Origin of the sequence: Nitrosomonas eutropha (assembly GCF_900116685.1) — a bacterium.
Classification (GTDB): Bacteria; Pseudomonadota; Gammaproteobacteria; order Burkholderiales; family Nitrosomonadaceae; genus Nitrosomonas; species Nitrosomonas eutropha_A.
The window spans coordinates 1-22,864 of the sequence record NZ_FPBL01000012.1 but is presented as its reverse complement, the minus strand read 5'-3'; the positions used below and the strand labels follow the sequence as shown (position 1 = coordinate 22,864).

The 22,864-nt window shown below is 48.1% G+C and carries 24 protein-coding genes and 2 pseudogenes; 13 read left to right on the top strand and 13 right to left on the bottom strand.

Translation table 11 applies throughout. The features are described 5' to 3' along the window. Positions 1–87 precede the first annotated feature (87 nt). From pcnB to panC, 5 genes are read left to right on the top strand one after another with little or no spacing between them, the layout of a single operon-like run. On the top strand, positions 88–1,476 hold the full coding sequence (gene pcnB / locus BM331_RS10040; RefSeq protein WP_074929269.1) for a polynucleotide adenylyltransferase PcnB: 1,389 nt from the start codon (positions 88–90) through the stop codon (positions 1,474–1,476). Next, positions 1,473–1,985 carry a 2-amino-4-hydroxy-6-hydroxymethyldihydropteridine diphosphokinase gene (folK, locus tag BM331_RS10035; RefSeq protein WP_074929268.1) on the top strand — a complete coding sequence of 171 codons (513 nt, stop codon included), beginning with the start codon at positions 1,473–1,475 and terminating at the stop codon, positions 1,983–1,985. The genes pcnB and folK overlap by 4 nt, the downstream gene beginning before the upstream one ends. Continuing rightward, complete coding sequence (locus BM331_RS10030) at positions 1,982–2,626, top strand: deoxynucleoside kinase (protein WP_074929266.1); 645 nt, start codon at positions 1,982–1,984, stop codon at positions 2,624–2,626. The genes folK and BM331_RS10030 overlap by 4 nt, the downstream gene beginning before the upstream one ends. A gap of 3 nt (positions 2,627–2,629) precedes the next feature. Beyond that, positions 2,630–3,439 carry a 3-methyl-2-oxobutanoate hydroxymethyltransferase gene (gene panB, locus BM331_RS10025; RefSeq protein ID WP_074929265.1) on the top strand — a complete coding sequence of 270 codons (810 nt, stop codon included), beginning with the start codon at positions 2,630–2,632 and terminating at the stop codon, positions 3,437–3,439. A gap of 23 nt (positions 3,440–3,462) precedes the next feature. Then, positions 3,463–4,296 carry a pantoate--beta-alanine ligase gene (gene panC / locus BM331_RS10020; protein ID WP_074929264.1) on the top strand — a complete coding sequence of 278 codons (834 nt, stop codon included), beginning with the start codon at positions 3,463–3,465 and terminating at the stop codon, positions 4,294–4,296. A gap of 23 nt (positions 4,297–4,319) precedes the next feature. On the opposite strand, the pseudogene glgP reads toward panC, so the two are convergent. Next, a pseudogene (gene glgP / locus BM331_RS10015) lies at positions 4,320–6,874 on the bottom strand (alpha-glucan family phosphorylase). A gap of 35 nt (positions 6,875–6,909) precedes the next feature. Then, on the bottom strand, positions 6,910–7,455 hold the full coding sequence (gene orn, locus BM331_RS10010) for an oligoribonuclease (protein ID WP_074929263.1): 546 nt from the start codon (positions 7,453–7,455) through the stop codon (positions 6,910–6,912). Positions 7,456–7,614: 159 nt separating this feature from the next. Here orn and BM331_RS10005 point away from each other — a divergent pair, with 159 nt between their 5' ends. Genes BM331_RS10005 through rsgA form a run of 3 tightly spaced genes read left to right on the top strand, consistent with a single transcriptional unit; the run spans position 7,615 to position 10,147 of the window. Next, on the top strand, positions 7,615–8,883 hold the full coding sequence (locus tag BM331_RS10005) for a M48 family metallopeptidase (RefSeq protein ID WP_074929262.1): 1,269 nt from the start codon (positions 7,615–7,617) through the stop codon (positions 8,881–8,883). Then, positions 8,880–9,221, top strand: a complete 342-nt coding sequence (locus BM331_RS10000) for a 4a-hydroxytetrahydrobiopterin dehydratase (protein ID WP_074929261.1) — start codon at positions 8,880–8,882, stop codon at positions 9,219–9,221. The genes BM331_RS10005 and BM331_RS10000 overlap by 4 nt, the downstream gene beginning before the upstream one ends. Further along, positions 9,218–10,147 carry a ribosome small subunit-dependent GTPase A gene (gene rsgA / locus BM331_RS09995; protein WP_074929260.1) on the top strand — a complete coding sequence of 310 codons (930 nt, stop codon included), beginning with the start codon at positions 9,218–9,220 and terminating at the stop codon, positions 10,145–10,147. The genes BM331_RS10000 and rsgA overlap by 4 nt, the downstream gene beginning before the upstream one ends. Positions 10,148–10,225: 78 nt before the next feature. Here rsgA and BM331_RS09990 read toward each other — a convergent pair whose 3' ends face one another. The 3 genes from BM331_RS09990 to BM331_RS09980 form a co-directional block, all read right to left on the bottom strand. Next, positions 10,226–10,684, bottom strand: coding sequence for an FKBP-type peptidyl-prolyl cis-trans isomerase (locus BM331_RS09990; protein ID WP_177217860.1), 459 nt, complete (start codon positions 10,682–10,684; stop codon positions 10,226–10,228). 219 nt (positions 10,685–10,903) lie between these two features. Next, positions 10,904–12,628 carry an EAL domain-containing protein gene (locus tag BM331_RS09985; RefSeq protein WP_074929259.1) on the bottom strand — a complete coding sequence of 575 codons (1,725 nt, stop codon included), beginning with the start codon at positions 12,626–12,628 and terminating at the stop codon, positions 10,904–10,906. A gap of 95 nt (positions 12,629–12,723) precedes the next feature. Next, entirely contained in the window at positions 12,724–13,443 is a 720-nt protein-coding gene (locus BM331_RS09980) for an EI24 domain-containing protein (protein WP_074929258.1), read from the bottom strand. A gap of 280 nt (positions 13,444–13,723) precedes the next feature. On the opposite strand from BM331_RS09980, the gene BM331_RS09975 reads away from it, so the two are divergent. From BM331_RS09975 to BM331_RS09965, 3 genes are all read left to right on the top strand, one after another. Beyond that, complete coding sequence (locus BM331_RS09975; protein WP_256214896.1) at positions 13,724–14,221, top strand: hypothetical protein; 498 nt, start codon at positions 13,724–13,726, stop codon at positions 14,219–14,221. A 14-nt stretch (positions 14,222–14,235) separates the two neighbouring features. Beyond that, a complete protein-coding gene (locus BM331_RS09970; RefSeq protein WP_074929256.1) occupies positions 14,236–14,784 on the top strand; it encodes a glycine zipper family protein in 549 nt (182 codons plus the stop codon). A gap of 171 nt (positions 14,785–14,955) precedes the next feature. After that, complete coding sequence (locus BM331_RS09965; protein WP_074929254.1) at positions 14,956–15,192, top strand: thioredoxin family protein; 237 nt, start codon at positions 14,956–14,958, stop codon at positions 15,190–15,192. Positions 15,193–15,273: 81 nt separating this feature from the next. Here BM331_RS09965 and BM331_RS09960 read toward each other — a convergent pair whose 3' ends face one another. The 4 genes from BM331_RS09960 to purM are packed head-to-tail and all read right to left on the bottom strand — an operon-like array spanning position 15,274 to position 18,974. Continuing rightward, on the bottom strand, positions 15,274–16,548 hold the full coding sequence (locus tag BM331_RS09960) for an RsmB/NOP family class I SAM-dependent RNA methyltransferase (RefSeq protein ID WP_074929252.1): 1,275 nt from the start codon (positions 16,546–16,548) through the stop codon (positions 15,274–15,276). 16 nt (positions 16,549–16,564) lie between these two features. After that, complete coding sequence (locus tag BM331_RS09955) at positions 16,565–17,275, bottom strand: DUF3108 domain-containing protein (protein WP_074929250.1); 711 nt, start codon at positions 17,273–17,275, stop codon at positions 16,565–16,567. After that, positions 17,272–17,904: a phosphoribosylglycinamide formyltransferase gene (gene purN, locus BM331_RS09950; protein WP_074929248.1), complete on the bottom strand. Its 633-nt coding sequence runs from the start codon at positions 17,902–17,904 to the stop codon at positions 17,272–17,274. The genes BM331_RS09955 and purN overlap by 4 nt, the downstream gene beginning before the upstream one ends. An 11-nt stretch (positions 17,905–17,915) precedes the next feature. Beyond that, on the bottom strand, positions 17,916–18,974 hold the full coding sequence (purM, locus tag BM331_RS09945; protein WP_074929246.1) for a phosphoribosylformylglycinamidine cyclo-ligase: 1,059 nt from the start codon (positions 18,972–18,974) through the stop codon (positions 17,916–17,918). 59 nt (positions 18,975–19,033) lie between these two features. On the opposite strand from purM, the gene BM331_RS09940 reads away from it, so the two are divergent. Further along, entirely contained in the window at positions 19,034–20,092 is a 1,059-nt protein-coding gene (locus BM331_RS09940; protein ID WP_074929245.1) for an AI-2E family transporter, read from the top strand. 93 nt (positions 20,093–20,185) lie between these two features. After that, a complete protein-coding gene (locus BM331_RS09935) occupies positions 20,186–21,568 on the top strand; it encodes a hypothetical protein (RefSeq protein ID WP_074929244.1) in 1,383 nt (460 codons plus the stop codon). Between the two features lie 88 nt (positions 21,569–21,656). Here BM331_RS09935 and BM331_RS11885 read toward each other — a convergent pair whose 3' ends face one another. From BM331_RS11885 to BM331_RS09920, 4 genes and pseudogenes are all read right to left on the bottom strand, one after another. Then, a complete protein-coding gene (locus tag BM331_RS11885; RefSeq protein ID WP_074929242.1) occupies positions 21,657–21,911 on the bottom strand; it encodes a hypothetical protein in 255 nt (84 codons plus the stop codon). Between the two features lie 42 nt (positions 21,912–21,953). Beyond that, positions 21,954–22,088 carry a hypothetical protein gene (locus tag BM331_RS12280; RefSeq protein WP_256214895.1) on the bottom strand — a complete coding sequence of 45 codons (135 nt, stop codon included), beginning with the start codon at positions 22,086–22,088 and terminating at the stop codon, positions 21,954–21,956. After that, on the bottom strand, positions 22,082–22,285 hold the full coding sequence (locus BM331_RS11880) for a hypothetical protein (protein ID WP_074929241.1): 204 nt from the start codon (positions 22,283–22,285) through the stop codon (positions 22,082–22,084). The genes BM331_RS12280 and BM331_RS11880 overlap by 7 nt, the downstream gene beginning before the upstream one ends. A gap of 7 nt (positions 22,286–22,292) precedes the next feature. Then, positions 22,293–22,864: pseudogene (locus BM331_RS09920) on the bottom strand (IS5 family transposase); the annotation flags it as partial.

Sequence of the window (22,864 nt, the reverse complement as noted above, 5' to 3'; positions counted from 1 at the left end):
TTCGATTCTTTTGTAGGCCGATGTTTCATCAAAGTCTAATTTGTTACCAAGTGTATAATTTGCCGTTCACAGGTATTGCATCCAGGCATGATCCGTAAATTTCTGCATCATATTTTTTCCTTCGGTTCCACGGCTTCTGTTACAGCTGCTCCGGCATTCCGGGCCATTGCATGTGAGCGTCATGGAATTTCGCGCAGCAGCATCAGTTCCGGCTCGCTAAGAGTTGCTCTGACTTTACAGCAGGCAGGTTATTCTGCCTATATTGTGGGTGGTGCCGTCCGTGATCTGCTGTTAGGGCTGAAGCCCAAGGATTATGATATTGCTACTGATGCCACGCCTGAAGAAGTACGCGCAATCTTCCGTCATTCACGCATTATTGGTCGGCGTTTCCGGTTGGTGCACGTTATGAGCAAGGGAGAAACCGTGGAAGTATCCACTTTTCGTGGTAAGGCGGCTGGTGATCTGATTCAATCTGATAAAGAGTATGCTTATATCGATGCCACCGGACGGTTGTTGCACGATAACTTTTTTGGCAGCCAGGAAGAGGATGTAAGACGTCGTGATTTTACTATCAATGCCTTGTTCTATAATCCTGCTACAGAGGAGATCATTGACTATCTAAGTGGTTTCGAAGATGTCATGGCAAAGCGGTTGAGCATCATCGGAGAACCCGAGCAGCGTTACCGGGAAGATCCGGTACGAATGTTGCGAGCGGTACGCCTCGCTGCCAAGCTGGGCATTCAGATCGATGACAGGACGGCTGCACCCATTGGTGATCTTGCGCCATTATTGCTGAATGTTCCGGCGGCGCGCTTGTTTGACGAGATGCTGAAACTATTGTTTTCCGGTCATGCACTGACAGCTGTGATTGATTTGCGAACGCGAGGATTGCATCATGGATTGTTGCCGATGCTGGATGTAATTCTGGAGCAGCCTCTGGGTGAACGATTTATTTCTCTGGCGCTAAAAAATACGGATGAGCGAGTACGGCAAGGTAAATCGGTCTCGCCGGGATTCTTATTTGCAGCATTGTTGTGGCATGAAGTGCTGGCGGTATGGAATGTTCATCTGAAGGCGGATGAAAAAAATATTCCCGCATTATTACATGAGGCGATGGGCAATGTTCTGGCAGCTCAGCGCCGCCGATTGGCTATTCCGCGCAGGCATGATGGCGTTATTTATGATATCTGGTCCTTGCAGCCAAGGTTTCTGGCGCGCGCGGGTCGCAAGCCATTTCGCCTGCTGGAGCATCCGCATTTCCCTGCCGCCTACGATTTTATGCTGTTGCGGTGTAAAAGTGGGGAAATTGACGAAGAGCTGGGACAATGGTGGCAAACATTCAAAAATACCGATAATGCTGCTCGGGAAACAATGTTGCTGCAGGAGGCCCCGACAAAACGTCGCAGAAAGCGTCGCCGCAGTAGTAAATCGGAAAGCATAAAAGTAGACTCCTCCGTTAATCAGGACATCTCATGACATCTGATTTTTATCCTGAATCTAGCAACCAGGTTTTTATTGCCTTGGGCAGCAACCTGGAGAATCCTTTGTCTCAGGTCAGGCGTGGGATGTTGCTATTAGCTGGACTAGAGCATTCGCGTCTGATAAAACGTTCTTCACTTTACCGTACTGCTCCGATTGGCAACATTGATCAGCCCGATTTTATCAATGCAGTAGTACAAATGGAGACGAGTCTGACACCGCATCACCTGCTTGATGCGCTGCTGGAAATAGAGTGTACCTGCGGCCGCGTGCGTACTTTTCCCAATGCCCCGCGTATCCTTGATCTGGATATTCTGCTATTCGGAAACCTGCAACACTGTGATACAAAACTTGTGTTGCCACACCCACGTATGCATGAGCGCGCTTTTGTACTGCAACCATTGCTGGAAATCGCAGTAGATTGCGTGATTCCGGGAAGAGGTCCGGCTGTTGCCTGTCTGACTGCGTGTATGGAACAACCATTGGAGTATATTGCATCATCATGAATCTTGAGCGCTGCCGCTATATTGTCGTTGAAGGACCTGTCGGTGCGGGTAAGACCAGCCTTGCCCGCAATATGGCAACCCGGTTGAACTGTTCACTTATGCTGGAGAAGCCGGAGGTTAATCCATTTCTGGAGAAATTCTATGAGGATATGTCCAGATATGCTTTGTCAACCCAGTTGTTTTTTTTGCTTCAGCGCAGGCAACAACTGCAATCAATGAGGCAGGAAAATAGTTTCTCACAATCGGTTGTGAGTGATTTTTTATTTGAGAAAGGTCAGTTGTTTGCAGCTGTTGCGTTGAGTGAACCCGAACACGGGTTATACCGGCAGATCTGCGAACAGATGCCCCTCGATGCACCCGCGCCTGATCTGGTGATTTATCTGCAGGTTTCACCCGAAGTCCTCATTAAACGTATACGGCAACGTGGCAATACGCTGGAGCAGCACATATCGGAGGATTATCTGCGACGCCTGGCAGAGCGCTATATGCAATTTTTTCATGAGTACGATCGGGCACCGGTCATGATTGTGAATAGCGAACATATTGATCTAGCGAACAGTATTGCCGATTTTGATCTGTTATTGACACGCATTGACCAGATGCGCAGCGCACGTGAATATTTTAATGTCGGAGCCAGTTAATAGATGGGTCGGCCGGTTACAAAATGCATAACGGTTTCAACGTTGCAGAATGCTTACCGGGAAGGGGAAAAAATAGCGGCCCTGACCTGTTATGACGCAACGTTTGCTGCGGTACTGGAAAATGCAGGGGTTGATATTCTGCTGGTGGGGGATTCGCTCGGAAACGTGATACAGGGTCAGACCAGTACTTTGCCGGTTACGCTGGATGAAATGATCTACCACGTTCGCTGTGTAGAACGCGGCACTCACAGCGTATTTATTCTGGCTGACATGCCGTTTGGCACGTTCCAGGTGTCTCCACAGGAAGCATTCAGGAATGCAGTCCGGTTAATGGCTGCCGGTGCGCAGATGGTTAAGGTTGAAGGGGGAAGGCATATGACAGAAACCATAGAATTTTTGACCTGTCGTGGCATTCCGGTATGTGCCCATGTCGGACTAACGCCCCAGTCTGTCCACCAGTTAGGCGGCTATAAAATTCAAGGGAAAACACCTGATGATGCCAGACAATTGCTGGAGGATGCACTGCTATTGCAGGAGGCAGGGGCGGCCATGCTCGTGATGGAGTTGATTCCAGCTGCACTGGGAGAGGAAATTACCCGGTCACTGTCTATCCCGACTATCGGCATTGGTGCTGGTGCGGTATGTTCGGGGCAGGTTTTGGTGTTGCACGATATGTTAGGCATCAGTAATGGTACTTTGCCGCGTTTTGTCAGAAATTTCATGATAGGTGCAGACAGTATTCAGGCTGCGGTTAGGAATTATGTGAAAGCAGTCAAAGCCGGAGAATTTCCTGTGCATGAACATACGTTCTGACAAGCGCGATACGAATCATTTACGTGGAAATAATTACTGATATTGCATCGTTGCGTGCGCGGCTTCAAGATGAAGCTTCAATAGCCCTGGTACCAACCATGGGTAATCTGCATGCAGGCCATTTATCTCTGGTGCGGATCGCGCAGCAGCATGCCGGTTGTACTGTCGTCAGTATCTTCGTCAACCGTTTGCAATTTGCTCCGCATGAGGATTATGACCGCTATCCACGTACCCAGGAGAACGATTGTCGCTTGCTGGAAGAAAATGGTGTGGATATAGTATTTATTCCAGGTGAAAAAACACTTTTTCCTGTCCCGCAGGAATTTCAGTTGCTGCTTCCACCTGTGGCAGATACGCTGGAAGGTGCCTGTCGTCCCGGATTTTTCCGTGGGGTGACAACGGTTGTATTGAAACTGTTCAATATCGTGCAGCCACAGGTTGCGATATTCGGTGAAAAAGACTATCAGCAACTGCAGGTTATCCGCAGGATGGTTACTCAGCTGAATTTGCCTGTAGAAATTATTGCTGGCCAGACGATACGGGCAGAAGATGGCCTGGCGCTCAGTTCACGTAATAATTACCTTGATAACATCCAACGGCAGAAAGCGAGCGAGCTGGCTCGTAATCTGAAGAAAATTGGAGAAAGTATTGCTTCGGGTGAACGGAATTTCTCACATTTGGAATGGTCTGCCATCGAAAGGCTGAATATGCAGGGTTGGAAAGTTGATTATATTTCAGTACGACAGCAATGCATGCTGTTACCGGCAACAGCATGCGATTCCGATTTGGTTATATTGGGCGCGGCGTGGCTGGATAAAATTCGGCTGATCGATAATTTCCCGCTGATATTGTCATAACAAGAATAACAATGAGCCGACTGTCATAGCCATACCATCCTGCCCATTTCTAATGGATGAGTCAGCAGCGGGTGGTGGGGATAAACTCGCAGGTAATATTGCTGTCTGCCACACAGTTCCGGTATATGGTTCAATTCAAATTGATGTTCGTTTGTCCCGATAGTGCCGGTACATTCCAGCCGGAAATGCTGAAACTGATTGAGCCTGACTTTGTTATATTGCCGCGAGAGCAGCAATTCCACGACAACATCTTCCGGTAGCAGTCCATTTAATTTGACTGCAAGCTTGAAATGCAAGGCGTCACCAAATTCAAGCTGCTTGCCTGGCGTGTCAAGTCGTCGTGCACTTACACCGTCCCATGCGGCATTGATTCGTGTTTTCCAGGTGGCGATATCTTTAGCGACTGCAAAATTATCTTGGCTGTAGCCCGCACCTTGCTGGCTGGCGAGTGTATAAAATTTCTGGATATATTCTCCAACCATTCGCTTGGTTCCGTATTGTGGCAGCAGAGAGGACATTGAGTGTTTAGCCATGTCTACCCATTTAACCGAGTATCCAAACTTGCCGTGATCGTAGTAGAGCGGGATGACCTGATCGTGCAGAATTTCATGGAAAGCCCGGCTTTCTTCGGCATCACGTAATGAGGCTTCCATATTTTCCGAAACAGGTTTGATTCCCCAACCGTTTTTACCATCATGGCCTTCTCCCCACCAGCCATCCAGTATGCTCAGGTTGAGTGTGCCGTTGATTCCTGCTTTCATGCCTGATGTGCCACTGGCTTCCAGTGGATAGATCGGGTTGTTGAGCCAGACATCAACGCCTGATACCAGGCGCCGGGCAAGGCGCAAATCATACCCCTCCACCAGTAGGATATGTCCTCTGAATTCCGGCATGTCTGCGACCTGGTAGATGCGGCGAATTAATTCCTGGCCAGGCAGATCAGCTGGATGGGCCTTGCCGGCAAAAATCAGCAATACCGGGCGCTCGGGATCAAGCAGCAGCTTACGCAGCCAGTCGAGATCCCGAAACAGCAGCGTGGCGCGTTTATAGGTAGCGAAACGGCGTGCAAAACCCAATGTCAATATATTCGGGTTAATCGGATCAGCAAATCTAAGCAGGCGGTCGAGATGAGCTTCAGAGCCATGATTACGTAAATTCTGCTCTCTCAGGCGTGCACGAATGCTGTAGAACAGCTGCGATTTCAGGCTCTGCCGTACACTCCAGAATATGTGGTCCGGAATATTATGAATGCCTGCCCAGAATTCGGGATCATGTTGTTTATTGCGCCATTGCGAACCCAGGCGGCGGTCAAACAGATCTGCCCATTCCTGTGCCAAAAATGTTGGCACATGGACACCATTGGTAACATAGTCAATCGGATTTTCTTCCGGCTCGATCTGTGGCCACAAATCCCGGCAGACATCGGCAGAGACATCTCTGTGGATTCTACTGACACCGTTATGCATGCGCGACATGTGGATGGCCAGCGCGGTCATATTGAAATCATGATTGTTTGAAGTGTAACCAAGCCTCATGAATTCTTCCTGGGAAATTTTCAGTTCGTGATACATATCCTGAAAATAGTGGTGCATCATATCTTCCGGGAAATGATCGTGGCCCGCCGGAACAGCCGTATGAGTGGTAAAGATTGTATTGACTGCTACTGCTTCCGTTGCACTGGCAAAATCCAATCCTTGTCGTACCAGCTCGAGAGCACGTGCCAGCATCATGAAGGCGGCATGGCCTTCATTACTGTGCCAGATGGTGGGTTTGATATCCATTTCCCTGAGTGCAGCTACTCCGCCTACGCCAAGAATAATTTCCTGCTCGATGCGCATGGTTTTGTTTCCGCCATAAAGCTGGTGTGTGATCAGGCGGTCGTATTCGGAGTTTTCCGGCAGATCGGTATCGAGCAGATACAAACTGACATGTCCGATTTGTGCCCGCCATACTTTGACGATAATGATCCGTCCGGGGAATTGCACAGATATTCGAACTTCAGAGCCATTGTCGTGCAGTACAGGTTTTACTGGTAGATCCTCGAAATCCGAGTCGCAGTAAACAGGCTGCTGATTACCATGGCCATCGATAGTCTGGAAGAAATATCCCTGCCGGTAAAGCAGCCCAACTGCCACAAAAGGGAGGCATAAATCACTGGCAGCTTTGCAGTGGTCTCCCGCCAGAATGCCAAGGCCACCGGAATAAACCGGCAGACTTTCATGAAAACCGAACTCAAACAAAAGTAGGCGACCTGATCGCGTATATCGAGCCCCTTGACGGCCTGGTAGCGAGAAGGCTCCAAATGATAGGAATCATAAGCGGACAAGACGCTGTTGTAATGGCTGAGAAAGGACAGATCTTCTGCCGCCTGGAGCAGTAATGATTCATCCACCCGCCTGAGAAACGCCTTGGGACTATGCCCTACTGATTCCCACAGTTGTGGATCCAGCCGCGAAAACAGGGCGCGTGTGGCCCGATCCCAGCTGTACCAGAGATTATTTGCCAGTTCCTCCAGGCGAGCCAGGCGCTCAGGTATTTTGGGATTGACGGTAAGTGTAAATGCGGTGCGTTGAGTCATTCATTGAGCTCCCGTAGTAGATGAATCACGGATATTCAGATATTAAACAGGTACTGGCGGTAGTGTTTGAGTTCTTCTATTGAGTCATAAATATCAGCCAGCGCTTCATGTTTACCTTGCTTGTTGAATCCCTGGGCAACTTCAGGTTTCCAGCGTTTGGCCAATTCCTTAAGTGTACTGACATCTAAATTGCGGTAATGAAAATAGGCTTCCAGTTGTGGCATGCATCTGGCCAAAAAACGCCGATCCTGGCAGATCGAATTCCCGCACATGGGCGAGATGCTGGCCGGGACGTGTGGCACCAGAAATGCCAGCATGCGTGCTTCTGCTTCGGCTTCACTCAATGTTGAAGCCTTGACCTTATCGATCAAGCCAGATTTGCTGTGTGTGGACTGGTTCCATTTATCCATCCCGTCAAGGATGCTGTCTGGTTGTGAAACGACCAGTACCGGTGCTTCAGCTAATGTGTTGAGTTGCGCGTCTGTGATGACCAGGGCAATTTCGATAATGCAGTCAGTATTCGGATTCAGACCGGTCATTTCCATGTCTATCCAGATAAGGTTGTTATTGTCTTGTGCCATAATTCTGAATGTTTGTTGCGTGAATTTTCAAGATCGGATTGTGTCACATCCAAGTATACTCGCCGTAATCGGTCTGTTTCTCCTGTTTCCCGGGGAGCGCGCATGAGGAGTAAAATCCCGGCATGTCCTGTTCAGATACTTAATTTTCCAGGTGGTTTTATGCATATTTTTACCATTGTTTTTATTCTTGTGCTGATGTTGACTACACTAGCGCAGTTATGGCTGGCTACCCGGCATATACGCCATATAACGGTAAACCGCGATCAGGTTCCAGATGCTTTCGCTTCACAAATTGATTTATCTGCTCACCAGAAAGCAGCTGATTATACCTGTGCAAAAGTACGCCTGAGTTATCCAGGTATTCTGCTCAACGCAGGATTGTTGCTGGTGTTGACATTGGGCGGTGGATTGGAGTTGCTGTCGGACTTCTGGCATTCCTGGTTCAGCGATTCGCTGTGGCATGGAATGGTGCTTATTTTTAGCGTATTAGCGCTGTTAAGCATAGTTGAAATCCCCTTTAACTATTACCGTACATTCATCATTGAGCAGCAATACGGATTCAACAAGATGACGCCAGCCATGTTTTTTACTGACCTTGTCAAGCAGTATGCGCTAGGAGCACTGCTGGGTGCACCATTATTACTGAGTGTCCTGTGGTTGATGGAAAAAACAGGCGATAACTGGTGGTTATATACGTGGTTGACCTGGATAGGCTTTAGCCTGTTTCTGCTGGCGGTTTATCCCAACTGGATTGCTCCGCTGTTCAACAAGTTTTCACCGCTGGAAAATGATTTACTCAAAGCCCGTATTGAAAATCTGTTGCAGAAGTGTGGTTTTGAATCCAGTGGGCTGTTTGTTATGGATGGTTCTCGTCGTAGCAGTCATGGCAATGCCTATTTTACCGGGTTTGGTAAAACCAAGCGGATCGTGTTTTTTGATACGTTGCTAAACCGTTTGGAAGCTGCGGAAATCGAAGCGGTGCTGGCACATGAACTGGGTCATTTCAAGCGACATCATGTTATTAAGCGGATTATGCTGTCATTTACAGCTAGCTTGCTGTTTCTATGGGTGCTGGGTTATCTGATGCAGCAGCCGTGGTTTTATAACGGGCTGGGTGTTCAGGTGACTGAGGTGCCGTCAACCGCCATGGCGCTATTACTGTTCTTTCTGGTGATGCCGGTATTTACCTTTTTGCTGCAGCCATTATCCAGTATCTATTCACGCAAACATGAGTTTGAGGCAGATGAATATGCAGCTCAGCAATCATCGGCGGCAGATATGATCCAGGCTCTGGTCAAAATGTATCAGGATAATGCTGCGACACTGACGCCTGATCCACTGCACTCCACTTTTTATGATTCACACCCGCCAGCAGCAATTCGGGTTGCGCATCTCAATAAAATAATTGCAATGGGAGCTGCAGCATGACCAATGTATGTGATTTGACCGACCGGAAATGCAAACCGTGTGAAGGGGGTATACCGCCATTAAAAAAAGAAGAGGCTGAAAATCTGTTGAAGCAGCTGAAGCAGGGCTGGCAATTGGCAGATAACAAAATTAGCCGGATTTTTTCTTTCAAGAATTATTATCAGACGATGGCTTTTGTCAATGCGGTTGCCTGGGTATCACATCAGGAAGACCATCATCCGGATATGATGGTTGGTTACAACCAGTGTCGTGTAGAGTATACGACGCATGCCATTGGCGGATTATCAGAAAATGACTTTATCTGTGCGGCGAAAGTCGATATGTTGCTCATATCTTGAGAGCCGGTGACGCTGGCGAGAATAAAGCCGGTTCGCCATTACTTGGCAGAGTGGCTGCAGCCTATGGCCGTCATTTCGAAGTTGAAACTGCCCATGCTATTTATCCCTGTGTTGTGCGCGGCAAGAAAAAGGGAGTGGTGTGTGGTGATCAGGTTGAAATACTTCCAACAGCTGATGGACAGGGTATTATCGAAACCATCCTGCCGCGTTCAAGCCTCTTTTATCGTAGCGAGCCCTTTCGTGAAAAACTGATCGCAGCCAATGTCACGCAGTTGATCTTTGTGTTGGCAGTTGTTCCGGCTTGTAATTTTGAACTGCTCGATCGTTGCCTGATTGCTGCCGAAAATCAGGGAATTAAGCCGCTTATTGTATTGAACAAGATCGACCTGATTGACAAGGATGCGCAAAGGCAGGCTGCTGCGCAGAGCCTAATGTTTTACCGGGAGCTGGGGTATCCCGTACTGGAGATCAGTGCGGAAACCAGCGCTCAGTCACTTGTTCCGTTCCTGAGCGGACAAATTAGTCTATTAGCGGGGCAATCTGGTGTGGGAAAATCTACGCTGCTTAACGCACTTATTCCAGTGGCGCAACAGGCAACCGCAGAAATTTCCGATGCACTGGCTAGTGGACGACACACGACCACCCATGCTTGTCTTTTTCATCTTGATACGAACAGTAGCATCATTGATTCCCCTGGTTTTCAGGAATTCGGTCTACAACAACTGGATGAAGAATCATTGGCGTGGGGGTTTGTTGAATTTCGTCCTTTTCTGAAACAGTGTAAATTCCGGAATTGTCGGCATGTTACAGAGCCGGGCTGCAGATTATTGCAAGCAGCGCAGGAAGGGGTGCTTAATTCACGCCGGTTGGCTTGTTACCATAAGTTGATGAAGTGCATAAAGAAATCCCTCCCTGGAGGGAAGTAGATAAAGGAAGCTGGCGACAAATAACCCGACAGGTGGCATTTTGCCTGTTTTCCTGCCGGGCTTGGGCTCTGGTTCTGGTTACTCCAGTCCGATCAATTCCACATCAAATATCAGTGCGGAATCGGGCGGGATAACACCTCCGGCGCCATGGGTGCCGTATGCCATGGATGAGGGGATAATCAAGGTACGTTTTCCACCAACTTTCATACCCAGTACTCCCTGATCCCATCCTTTGATAACCCGTCCGGCACCAAGCAGAAATGAAAAGGGAGTGCCACGATCGTGAGAACTGTCAAATTTTATGCCTTTATGGTCTTCCACGGTGGGGTCATACAACCAGCCTGTATAGTGCACATTGGCGGTTTTGCCAATATCGGCTTCTTCCCCGGTCCCAACTTGGGTATCTATTTTTTCCAGGGTCGTTACATCTGCGACATTTACATAGTGTGGTGCCATATGCTCTCCGGTAGCCTGGGCATTTATCGATAAAAACAGACATCCTGAGAAAATGATGCCCAATAGTTTTTTTACATTCATTATTACCTCTAAAAAATAGTGTTCACAGCTGGGTAGATTGGACAATTCGAGATTTGCTGGTGGAATTTATCCGTTTCACAGCAGCATTCCGAACAAGAAATAATAAAGCAATTTCTACTTGTCAGGTTTGTTCTGAAAACAGGACAGGACAGGCGGAGGTGGTTCGTATTATCCTCATGCGTATGGCGGCCGCCGCCATACTGCGTCAGTGCATCAGGGTTATGAAAAAGTACCAGTTTTACGTTGCTCGATAAGCGGTAAAAAATGCTCTGCCGAAACCGGAGGAGTGAGTAAAAATCCCTGAACGTGATGGCAGTTGGCTTGTTTCAGAAAATCGAGTTGTGCTTGTGACTGAACACCTTCTGCTCGTATTTGCATGCCGAGATTCCGGGCAAGCGCAATAATGGCTGTAATGATTACGGAGCTGTCAGATTTGCTGGCGATATCCTGAACGAGTGATTGACCGATCTTGATGGTGTCGATGGGCAGGCGCCGCAGATGGTTGAGAGATGAATAGCCGGTACCAAAATTATCCATCACGATTTTTACACCCATTCTCTTTAATTCGTTCAAGATTCTGGTACTTCCATCTATATCCTGCATTAATACAGATTCGTTAATTTCCAGCTCCAGTTTCGAGGGGTCAAGCCCTGTCGCATGTAATGCTTCAGCGACGTGATTAATTAACTGGAGCTGATCCAGTTCTATGGCAGAAAGGTTGACTGCAATGAAAGCAGGCTCAAGACCAGCATCTTGCCAGGATTTAGCTTGTCTGCAGGCTTCGTGTAATACCCATTTACCTATTTTGACAATGGAGCCGGATTCAACAGCTAGAGGAACAAATTTATCCGGGGGAAGGAGCCCGAGTTCCGGATGACACCAGCGAACCAGTGCCTCAACTCCGATAATTTTTCCGGTTATGAGATCAATTACCGGCTGATAATGCAGAACGAGTTCTTTGTCATTAATGATTTGCTGCAATGATTGTTCAATCTTGACCTTTTGTAATGAAGCTTCACCAATTTCCCGGGCATAGAATCTATAGGTGTTAGGCCAAGTTTTTCTGGTAAAAGACAATGCGTTTTCGGCATTGGCCAGCAGCACCTCAATTTCCCTGCCATCGCGAGGGTAGAGGCAGATTCCTATCGTCAGGGTGATATGAAATTCAAGATCATTAATGACAAAAGGTGTGGTGACGAGCTTTAGCAACTGGTTTGCAAATATCTGTACTTGATTGGTGCTGGCCAGGCTGGTTTTGAGAAAAACAAAATTACCTCCTTCGGTGCGTGCCAGAACACAGCTGTTGTCGGAATAAATAGATAAACGGCTGGCAAATTGTTGTATCAGCTGATCACTGATGCTGTAGCCATATTTGCTGTTAATGCGTGACAAACGGTTGATATCGATGAAATAAACAGCAGCGATCATGCCATCAATCACAGCGTTGTTTGACAACAGTGCGGCTGCTTTTTCACAAAAAAGATTGTGCTTGGGCAGGCCGGTCAGTTCGTCATAATAGGTCATGCGGTAAATATGGCTATCGGCCTGACGTTTCCTGCGTTTCAGGTCCATGAGCTCAAAGCCTCGATTGATAGCTAGTATCAGGCGCGTCGAATGTCCTTTTGGTACACAGTCACTTGCCCCGTTGCGCAATGCTGAAAGTACTACCTGCTCATCTGTTATCGAGGTATATAGAATGAAAGGTGTCGCTTGGTGGCGGATTTTAAGCAGATCCAGCACTTGCAAGGCATCAAATCCAGCCATTGAATATTCTGCAATGACTGCATCCCAGCTTGATGTATCCAATGCCGACCGGACGTCGGGTAGGCTGTTTGCATGTTGGTAAATCAGCTGTTTTCCGCTACGGCTGAAATCGGCACTTAGCTGATTTACATCAGCTTCGGAATGACCGACGATCAAAAGTTTTAATTTTCCATATGACATTTCAGATTCTTCCTGGCGTGATATCTTTCGGTATCGACCCGGACAGGAAAAACTTGATTCTGTGAAGAGGGTGAAAAATCTGGTTTATGTGACGATCAGTTCATTGTGTGACGCAATTTTGCCAGCCGTGCCAGCTCGAAGTGTATGAAAGCCAGCGCAGTCAGAGTGGGTGCAAAAAAGTTTAACAATGGTATGAATTGCAGTAACCCTGTCAGAAAACCCAGACTCCAGCGTGCTGGTCGATTCGTGGTTGATAGCTTGTTTAGCTCGGAATTGTTTGCATGGTCACACAGCGCATCATAGAAAAACAGCCGCTGATTTAAATAAGCTGCCGCCAGCAGAGGCCCCAGCAGGCCGATTCCGGTAAACCATAAAGGAATGGTTGCTATCCAGATCACGATAAAAATCGCGATTGCCAATAGGACATTACGCAGGCTGCCGGTGACTGTTCCACCCCGCATCGGAGCCAGATCAGGGTAGTAGCGTTGTGCTACAAAACTGACCAGAGCTGGCATGGTAAACAATGCGGTAATCACCAGGCTGGTTGTGATCGTTAATGTCATGAAAATGATCAGGTTGATCACAGTCTCCACCCCGTCAGCGATAACCTGCAGATGTGAAGTTTCCAGCCAGTTCTGGAGCGTATCTGCCGGGATGACAGTCAGCAGCCAGCCTGATAGCGGCGTCCAGAAAAACATCCCGATCAGCCACCAGAAAATAGCCGATGCCAGTATGGGCCAACTCCACAGCCATAACATGCGTGGATTAAAAAGGTTAATTGAGGCTCTTGAAAGCGCGCTGAATAATCCAGACATCAAAAATCTCCCGAGTCAGACATTAAAACTCCTGATCCAAAAAACGTACGCTACAGTTTCTAATTAAAATAGTGCAGGCCTTTTCTATTTTCGTAAAAATACCCGCCTACCATGTGTTTTTCCAGAGCAGCGTATACTTGAAACCTTTATTAAAGGATGCAGCCTAATGGACAATATAAGAGCTGTACACCTCAAGATAACTGTATCACGGATAGATGAGGAGCAATGAGTGAAACAGATCGATTGGCTTTATCTGCCTCTGATTTTAACCGGAATAACAATGAGTGACGTTTCGCTGAGTTATGGCTATGGTCATAATCATAGTGGATATTCTCACGGACATCGCAGTAGTTCACATCACCATTATTCGAGTCGGCCTAATTTTTCTCTGGGTATCGGCTTGGCTGGCTCATTCGGGTCTTATGGCCATTTCAGCTATCCTGGCCGAAATATCGGGATTTATGGGGATTTTACCTACGGGCGGCATTATTATCCCTATTACCGGCAACCTTACTACCGTCCCTACGGTTACTTGGACAACCGTTTTTACTGGCCTGCTTATCCTCCCGTCGTATACCCTCCGGTTGTGATTGTGCCACCTGATCCACCTGTTTATATCCAGCAGCAACAGCCTGTCCGGCCGGTATCCCCCCCACTATCCCCTGAATCAGCCGTTACGAATTATTGGTATTATTGCGAGAATCCCGCCGGCTATTATCCGGAAGTGGAACGCTGCCCAGGTGGATGGATAAAAGTTCCTCCCAGACCCGCCCAATAGTACAGGAGCATACAATGCGCTACTTCTCCAGATTAATTGTTTTTCCAGCTGCGATCCTTCTTGTGGCCTGTGTGAATGTACCAACCGGGCCGAGTGTCATGATATTACCGGGTAATGGTAAAAGTTTTGATCAGTTTCGCAGTGATGATTATTTGTGTCGACAGTTTGCCAGCCAGCAAACCGATTTCCAGACACCAAGGAGTTCAGCGGCATCCAGCGGCATGGAGAGTGCTGCTGTTGGTGCGGCGCTGGGGGCTGCTGCGGGAGCGGCGTTTGGTGGCGGGCGTGGTGCTGCTGTTGGTGCGGGAGCAGGTCTGCTGGGAGGCGGACTGGCAGGTAGTGGTACTGCGCAGTCATCTGGTTCCATTAGCCAGGAGCGTTATGATATTGCCTATATCCAGTGCATGTATGCCAATGGTCATCGTGTCCCGGTTTCTGCCGGGCTGGTTGAAGGGTCGGGCGGGAATGTAAACCAGGGAACTTATTCCTATCCACCTGCTGCTTCGGGCAGATATATTCCCCCACCGCCGCCGGGCTATCCACCATCACCGCCACCGTACTGATACATCTGCATTAGCACGCCATAGCGAATACATTTCATTGATTTTATGTGTTAAAATGAAAACTTGGAATGCCTGCAAGCAGTTCGAAATGCAGTATGGTTTCGAGCAGGAATCAGGAAATTTCCGCTTTGGGGAATGTCGTTTTAATGAATCTTAGTTAAGGAGAAACACGTGGCATCAAAAGCTATTTTCTATCATGCCGGTTGTCCTGTCTGTGTGTCTGCTGAACAGGCTGTCGCCAATGCTATCGATCCTTCAAAATATACAGTTGAAAATGTACACTTGGGTACGGATAAAGCACGTATCGGTGAAGCTGAAGCAGCTGGAGTAAAATCGGTTCCGGCGCTTGTAATCGACGGAGCGGCATTCCACATCAATTTTGGTGCCGGTATTGACGATCTGAAATAACAATAATAATTAATTTCTGCAAGCAGTAACTCAAGTTATCTGCTTGCCTTCTGAAGGGGCCTTAGAGAAAAAGGCCCCTTTTTAATTTTCAGGTTCCATTTTGGAGTGTTCCAGAACAGCAGCGAAAAAGCTGTCAGTATTGTGGTATAGCGGCGAGAGCTGTAAAAATTCACCTGTATCAGGCAAGTTGATTTTTTGTTGTGCAAGCAGTTCTCCACAATTAAGTATGGAAAATTGTGGATGATCTGCTAAAAAGCGTTCAATTACCTGCTGATTTTCTTCTGGCAGCAGACTGCAGGTTGCATAAACCAGACGCCCTCCCGGTTTCAGCAATTTTGCGGCAGCCGTAAGAATGGCTATTTGTTTTTTCTGCAGCTCATTGATACTTTCCGGACTTTGCCGCCACTTCAAATCAGGGTTACGGCGTAAAGTGCCCAGCCCACTGCAGGGTGCATCGACTAATACCCGGTCAATTTTTCCTGCTAATCGTTTTAGCTTGATATCTTTTTCGCTATCAATGTGTTGCGGGTGAACGTTTGATAATCCAGAGCGTTTGAGCCGGGGTTTGAGGTTGTTGAGCCGCTTTTCAGAAACATCAAAAGCATACAGGCGCCCACGAGAATGCATCAATGCGCCGAGCAGCAATGTTTTGCCTCCCGCACCGGCACAAAAATCTACTACCATCTCGCCTCGTTTGGGTGCCAGCAGAAAACCGAGAATCTGGCTGCCTTCATCCTGCACTTCAATTTTTCCGGAAAGGAACAATGCGTTCCGGTTGATTGCCGGATTGCCAGTGAGACGGATACCAACGGGAGAAAAGGGCGTGGGCTGAGCTTCAATTCCTTCCTGTTTCAGTGCAGCAATTACTTCTTCACGTTTTGCAAGCAGGCTGTTGACACGTATGTCCAAGGGAGCGGGTTGTTGCAAAACCTGGCCAAGGCGCAAAATATCCTCATCTGACCAGGATTGTTGTAGTTTTCCCACCAGCCATTCCGGGAACTCTGCCCGTATGAATAGTGGCTGTTCCTCCAGCTTTACCGCTTTGATTTGTTGGATCCATTTGGATTCTACCTCTCGGATGAGTGGGATCAATTCCCGTAGATTCATACCTTGAAATCTGGCCAGATAGGCTAATACCAATTCGCGAGCAGTTGCCTTTCCGGTCAGTACTTCCAGGAAAAATCGATGTCTCAGGATTCCAAATACAGTTTCTGCAATCATGCTCCGGTCATTTTGTCCCATCTGTGGATAATCCCGGAAAAACTGTCGCAGTAGCGCATCTGCCGGAGCTTGTAGAGGTAACACCTTGCGTACGGCGGTAATCAGCAGGTTCAGTCGTTCGGGAGTCAGGCGCATAAGCAGCTTAAATGGGTCATTGTGTGGACTTATAGTTTATTTTCGTAACTAGCTGGTCTACTTCCATCCCGTTTTTTTCTGTCGAAATAATACGTACTGGCAGCATGTGATGATCTGTTGCCAGCCAGATTTTCTTGCGGAATGAATCACCTGGCTCTTGCTGTTTCGTCAGTACGATCGTGGCCAGTTTTCCTATTGGCGTATCCAGTGTTTCATGAGTAACAGCATAACGAATCGGGCGCAGAACGCGGTAGTCAGTTTCGTATACGATCAATGTCTGTTTAGGTAGCGGAGCGAACATAAAATGATAAGCAAGACTTAATTCATCCAGTGTTCCTTTTGGCAGATTCTCTGTCATCTCACGGCTTTTACGGCGATAAATGATGTGCTCTTTGCTCCAGTCAAATTCAACCGTGCGTGCAGGTTTTTCACCACGTTGATCTGAAAAATGCAGAGGCTTCATTCCTTCATTTGGAATAATTGTGCCTTCACTGCGGCGAAGAATGCTGCCACGTTTGATCAGTTTTAGAAATCCGCTGGCTGAAATTTCGCTGTTAATGGTGTAATGCTGCCCCCCATTTTCATTCTGCACGAGCAGGGTTTCATGTGCCTTGCCCTGGCCGATAAGGCCCTTGAGTGTGTAGTCAAGATCAATACGTTCAGGCAAATCAGCAGCGCAAGTGATACTGCTTATCCAGAACAGAATTATAGGTAATAAAAATTTCATGGTGTGATCTCGGGAGAACATAGAACTTTTTGTTCATTACGGGCTGTTCCAGTTTCAACGCGATTTTCTATCAAGGTTAATTGCCCTTGCAGAAACCAGCTTGCTGCTTGCGGATAAATGCGGTGTTCCTGCGTTAGTACCCTTGCTCCTAGTGTTGCAGGCGTGTCGTTAGCCAGTACCGGTACAGCAGCCTGGATGATAATGGGGCCGTGATCCAGTTGTGAAGTGACGAAATGAACTGTACACCCATGAATTTTGACTCCTTCCTGCAGGGCTCGTGTATGCGTATCCAGCCCAGGGAATGCTGGTAACAAGGAGGGGTGAATATTAATCAGCCTGCCTTGGTAATGGTCAACGAATGTTTCTGACAGGATACGCATGAAGCCGGCGAGCGCAATCAGGTGAGGCTGGTATGAATCAATGATTTCCGCCAGAGAACTGTCAAAAGTTTTCCGGTCAGGGAAAGCGTGATGGTCAATGGCGTGGGCCGGAATACCACGTTCGCGGGCAAATGCCAACCCTTCTGCTGTCGGATTATTACTGATCACCGCTGCAACCGGCAACCCGGCTTCCAGTAACGCTTGCATATTGCTACCGCGACCGGAAATAAGGATCACCATTGATCTCATGATCCTTTCCTTTAGGTAATGACGATCGATGGCGTTCCGGGTTTACGCGATTTGATATCACCGATTTGCCACACAATTTCACCACCGCTGCGCAAGCCATCAATGGCAGTCAAAGCATGTTCCGGTGCCACGATTACAATCATGCCAATTCCACAATTGAAAACACGCAGCATTTCTTCGTCTGTGACATTGCCATGTTGTTGCAGCCAGTCAAACAGGGGAGGGCGTACCCAGGTGCTGCGATCAACATGGGCCATGGCACCATCGGGCAGAATACGTGGAATATTCTCCAGTAATCCACCGCCGGTAATATGCGCCAATCCTTTGACGGGCAGCTCTGCCAGCAATGCCAATACTGATTTCACATAAATTCGAGTGGGTGCCAGCAGTGCATCTATGAGCCAGGTTTCGTCAAGCCCGGTATCAGGTTGCCCCGCATGACGATCAAGTATTTTGCGGATCAGTGAAAATCCATTGGAATGCGGACCACTTGAGGCGATACCCAGCACAAGATCGTTTTCCCGGATGCTGGAACCATCGATGATCCGATCTTTTTCCACCACGCCTACAGCAAAACCGGCCAGATCATATTCGCCTTCCGGGTACATGCCAGGCATCTCTGCCGTTTCCCCTCCAATCAGCGCACAACCGGCTTGTTCGCAGCCGTGCGCAATGCCTTGAATCACCTGCGCGGCAGTTTCCACATCCAGTTTGCCGCAGGCAAAGTAATCCAGGAAAAATAGTGGTTCAGCACCTTGTACCAGAATATCGTTCACACTCATGGCAACCAGATCGATGCCAATAGTTGCATGCCGCGCATACTGGAATGCCAGCTTGAGTTTGGTGCCGACCCCATCTGTTCCGGATACCAGTACCGGTTGCCGATATTTTCCAGGGACTTCAAACAATGCGCCAAATCCACCGATCCCTCCCAGTGCTTCCGGGCGCAGGGTGCGCTGCGCAAAGGGTTTGATTATCTCCACCAGACGGTTTCCCGCATCGATATCAACACCGGATGCGCGGTAGGAAATCTGGTTTTTGTCAGAATCTGTGGGATTGGATACGGTCAAGTTGAGTTCTCGCAGTGTTAAGGCTAGAGTGCAGCTTTTGAGACATGATTTTACCGTAAATGGACAACAAATATTCCCCGGATTCTCGTGTGCTCTGGTATCTGGTGCTTATTGGCATGTTTAGCGCCCTGATTTATCTGCTTAGTCCCATTCTTACTCCTTTCCTTCTGGCAGCAGTTGTTGCTTATATCTGTAATCCGCTGGTTACCTGGCTTGAAGTCAGAAGAGTTCCCAGGACGCTGTGTACCGTTTTTGTCATGCTTATGGTGATCAGTATTTTTATCGCCATGATTTTGATTATGCTGCCATTATTTGAAAAAGAGATTTCGCGCCTAATTGAGCGCATCCCTTCTTTTCTCGATCTGCTGAGTAATCGTCTCATTCCCTGGGTGGAAGGAAATTTTGATATCGAATTGCAGATCGATGTTGATATGCTCAAACAGCTGCTGACAGAACACTGGCAAAGTGCAGGTGGAGTAGCTGCCAGGGTACTACCAACCTTGAAAAGTGGTGGGTTGGCGATACTGGGATTTTTAATAAATTTAGTATTAGTACCAGTAGTACTGTTCTATCTGCTGCGAGACTGGAATATTCTGATTAAACAAGTGGGAGAGTTAATTCCACCGGCCTGGCAAAAACAAATCTTTACCCTGTCCAGAGAAACAGACGATGTGCTGGCTGAATTCATGCGCGGAGAAACAGCGGTAATCACCATTATGAGTATCTATTATGTGACGGGACTATGGCTGGTTGGGCTGGAATTTGCCTTGCCGATCGGGTTGCTATCCGGTGTGCTGGTATTTGTGCCCTATCTGGGAACAATAACCGGCCTGACATTGGCGACTCTCGCCGCTTTGACACAATTTCAGGAGTGGAGCAGCGTAATAATAGTCTGGGCTGTGATTGGATCAGGGCAATTGCTGGAAGGTATGCTGATTACTCCCCGGTTGGTGGGAGAGCGGATTGGTTTGCACCCGGTGGCAGTAATCTTTTCATTAATGGCGTTTGGCCAGCTATTTGGCTTTATCGGAATTCTGCTGGCGCTGCCGGTCAGCGCGGTTCTGCTGGTTCTGCTGAGGCATCTGCATGCACATTATATGGCAACCATGAAAGAATGATGCCTCATATCACAATGAGGTGGTGTGAATAGATGCGCTGACCTGTTTCGCTTCCCAAATTACTGAATTATGCTTGCTCTGACGAGGATCTTCATGAAATTGCTGGTACGTACAGGGCTGGTTATATGTATTGCTGCAACAATTCCAGGCTGTTTGTCGCCAATCGCCCTGAATCGGGCAGTTGAATTGTATGATCAGGCTGCCCTGCGTGCGGAATCAAGGCAACTTATAATCAACATCGCGCGAGCTCAGCATCATGAACCACTACATTTCACACGAGTTTCCAGCATTGCTGCAACATTTGATTTCAGTGCCAGTGCAGGCGCTACACCGGCATTAACCGGAGAACGTGGCGGCATGCTGACTCCTGTTTTCGGTGGAAGCGTGTCGGAAAGTCCCACTTTCAGCATTGATCCGATTGCCAGTGATGAATTTACCAAACGTCTGCTGACTCCCTTCAGTCAGCACAAATTAACACTTTTGCTGCGCCAGCATTTTGATATCGATTTGATGCTGCGTATGATGGCGCAAGAAGTCCGCTTGCTTGATTCCGGATTATATAGCACTACTCAGAATGCCCCAACCCTGGAAAAACGAGACCATTATCCCAGAATACGTCTGGGAGCTAAAAAAGGTACAGTGGGGGAAAGAGATAAAAAAGAGAACGAAGCTGGTCATTTTCTTTCTTATTTTCCGCTTACCCGTGAGCAGGAACACCGCATGCGCTATCGGCAGCGTATACATCAGCACCAAACCACCTACCGCAACAGCCCGTCTGATCGCGCAGGTTATGAGATGTTTCGTCGTATCGTTCTCCATCTTTCCGCAATTCAGGATCAAAACCGGCTCTACGCCGAGCCTCTGATATTTGAGCGCAGCTGGCGAATTGCTGACAGTGGTATTTCAGCAGAAGGCTTGTTCCAGGCGATTGAAAAAGATTTCTCTGTAGAGCATGACCAGGAAAAAAATACTTATACATTGAGTAAGCAGTTGCCCGGACCGATTCTTATCACCAATTATGATCCCAATATTCTTTGTTGTGAGGAGCGTGCGGAGCTGAATGATCTGATTAATCCATGGATTGAGAATGATGTCGCTTTTGATATCCGTCCGGGTTATCCGGGGGGAGAATGGCCAATTCAGGGTGCATTCAGGCTCAGGAGTTTTCATACCATACTGAACTTCCTGAGCCATGCACTGGGAGAAGAAGCTGAATATTATGTAGAAAAAGACCCGCGCACACCCCCCATTGCCGGTAACGAGAATCCTGCTCAAACCATGGGCATAATTGTCGCTGATAAACAGCCTGACGACATTGATATGTTTGCTTATTCGCACGGAAAGTATTACACGGTGGATACGACCGGCGCAGATACTCATTGGAATCGAAATGCTTTCCAGTTACTTTATGTGTTGTTCCGGCTGACGATTACCGACGCTAAATCACTGGGAATTCCGATTACGATCTCAAAATAGATGTGTATTACAGGAATTATCTGTCTGAAGGGCATTCATATTCAGAAATCCAGGCAGGTGGCCTGCTTGATCTGGTGATCCCGGGAGATTACTTCCGCACATTAGCTGACGACGTAATGCCGTGTTCATTTTGATTTGTCGCTTGCGATTCCATTTGCATAATCCAGCAGTACAATACAACCAACAGTAACACAAACGTGATGCCACCCAGCCACAGCGAAGTTGTGCCGAACCCGTTGCTTACCAATGCTAATAGCGCATCCCTGCCAGAAAATGTAATAACAGCTGCCAGTACCACGCCTATCAGGCTTTCACCTACGATCAGCTCTGATGCCAGCAACACACCTAGTTGTTTGATAGTATCAGTGTGCGGCCCGATTTACATTCAGCACAATAATTGAATACAGCGTCGCCCAAAGCGCCTGACATTACTATCAGCGTAGTCGATGTCGGCAGATACATTTCCCAGTCCCACGCCCAGTGGTGGCAGTCTGATAGCTGTTTGGGTGCGTGTCAGCACAGCAGTTCATCAATGACTACAGCCGCAACTCCAATCAGCGCGTCCAAACCAAGTAGATTCCAGTCGATGCTGCTCTCGATCACGCCTTGTGCCAATGCCGAAATCAAGTCTGCTTGTGGTGCAGGCAGTGCACGCGACGGATCAGCACCTGGTGCGCCGACAAAGCTGTAGGTCTCGTGCAGTAAATCTAATTCCATTTATCGATCAATAATGTAATAACTTTCTTATCATTAAGAATCTGTTTATGATCTTCTGAGTATCAGTGCTATGAAGGCCAGATAGATGAATGAACTGCAAGCTGGTGTTAAGTTTGCGCTCACAGTTTTTCCACAGTCGTCGATTCTTCTCCAGCCAGGCAAAGCTGCGCTCGACGATCCAGCGTTTGGGGATAACCTTGAACGTGTGCAACTTACTACGCTTGGCAATCTGCACTGTCACGTGCTCGCCCAGGATGTCCTTGACGTCCCGGGCAAAAGGCTGACTGACGTAGCCGCTATCACACAGCAGACTTTGGATTTGCTTCAAGTTCGGTTTGCAGCGCTTGAGAGCCTGTAACGCTCCTTTACGATCAGTCACTTCTGCCGTGGTTACCGCAATCGCATGCGGCAAACCCTAGGTATCTACCGCGATATGACGCTTGATGCCTGATACCTTCTTGCCTGCGTCATAGCCCTTCTGGCCCGCCGTGTCCGTGTTCTTCACGCTCTGCGCTCTGCGCATCCACGATCAGGAACGTGCTGCAAGCGTTGCGCCCCAATTTCTCTCGGGCCGCGCCA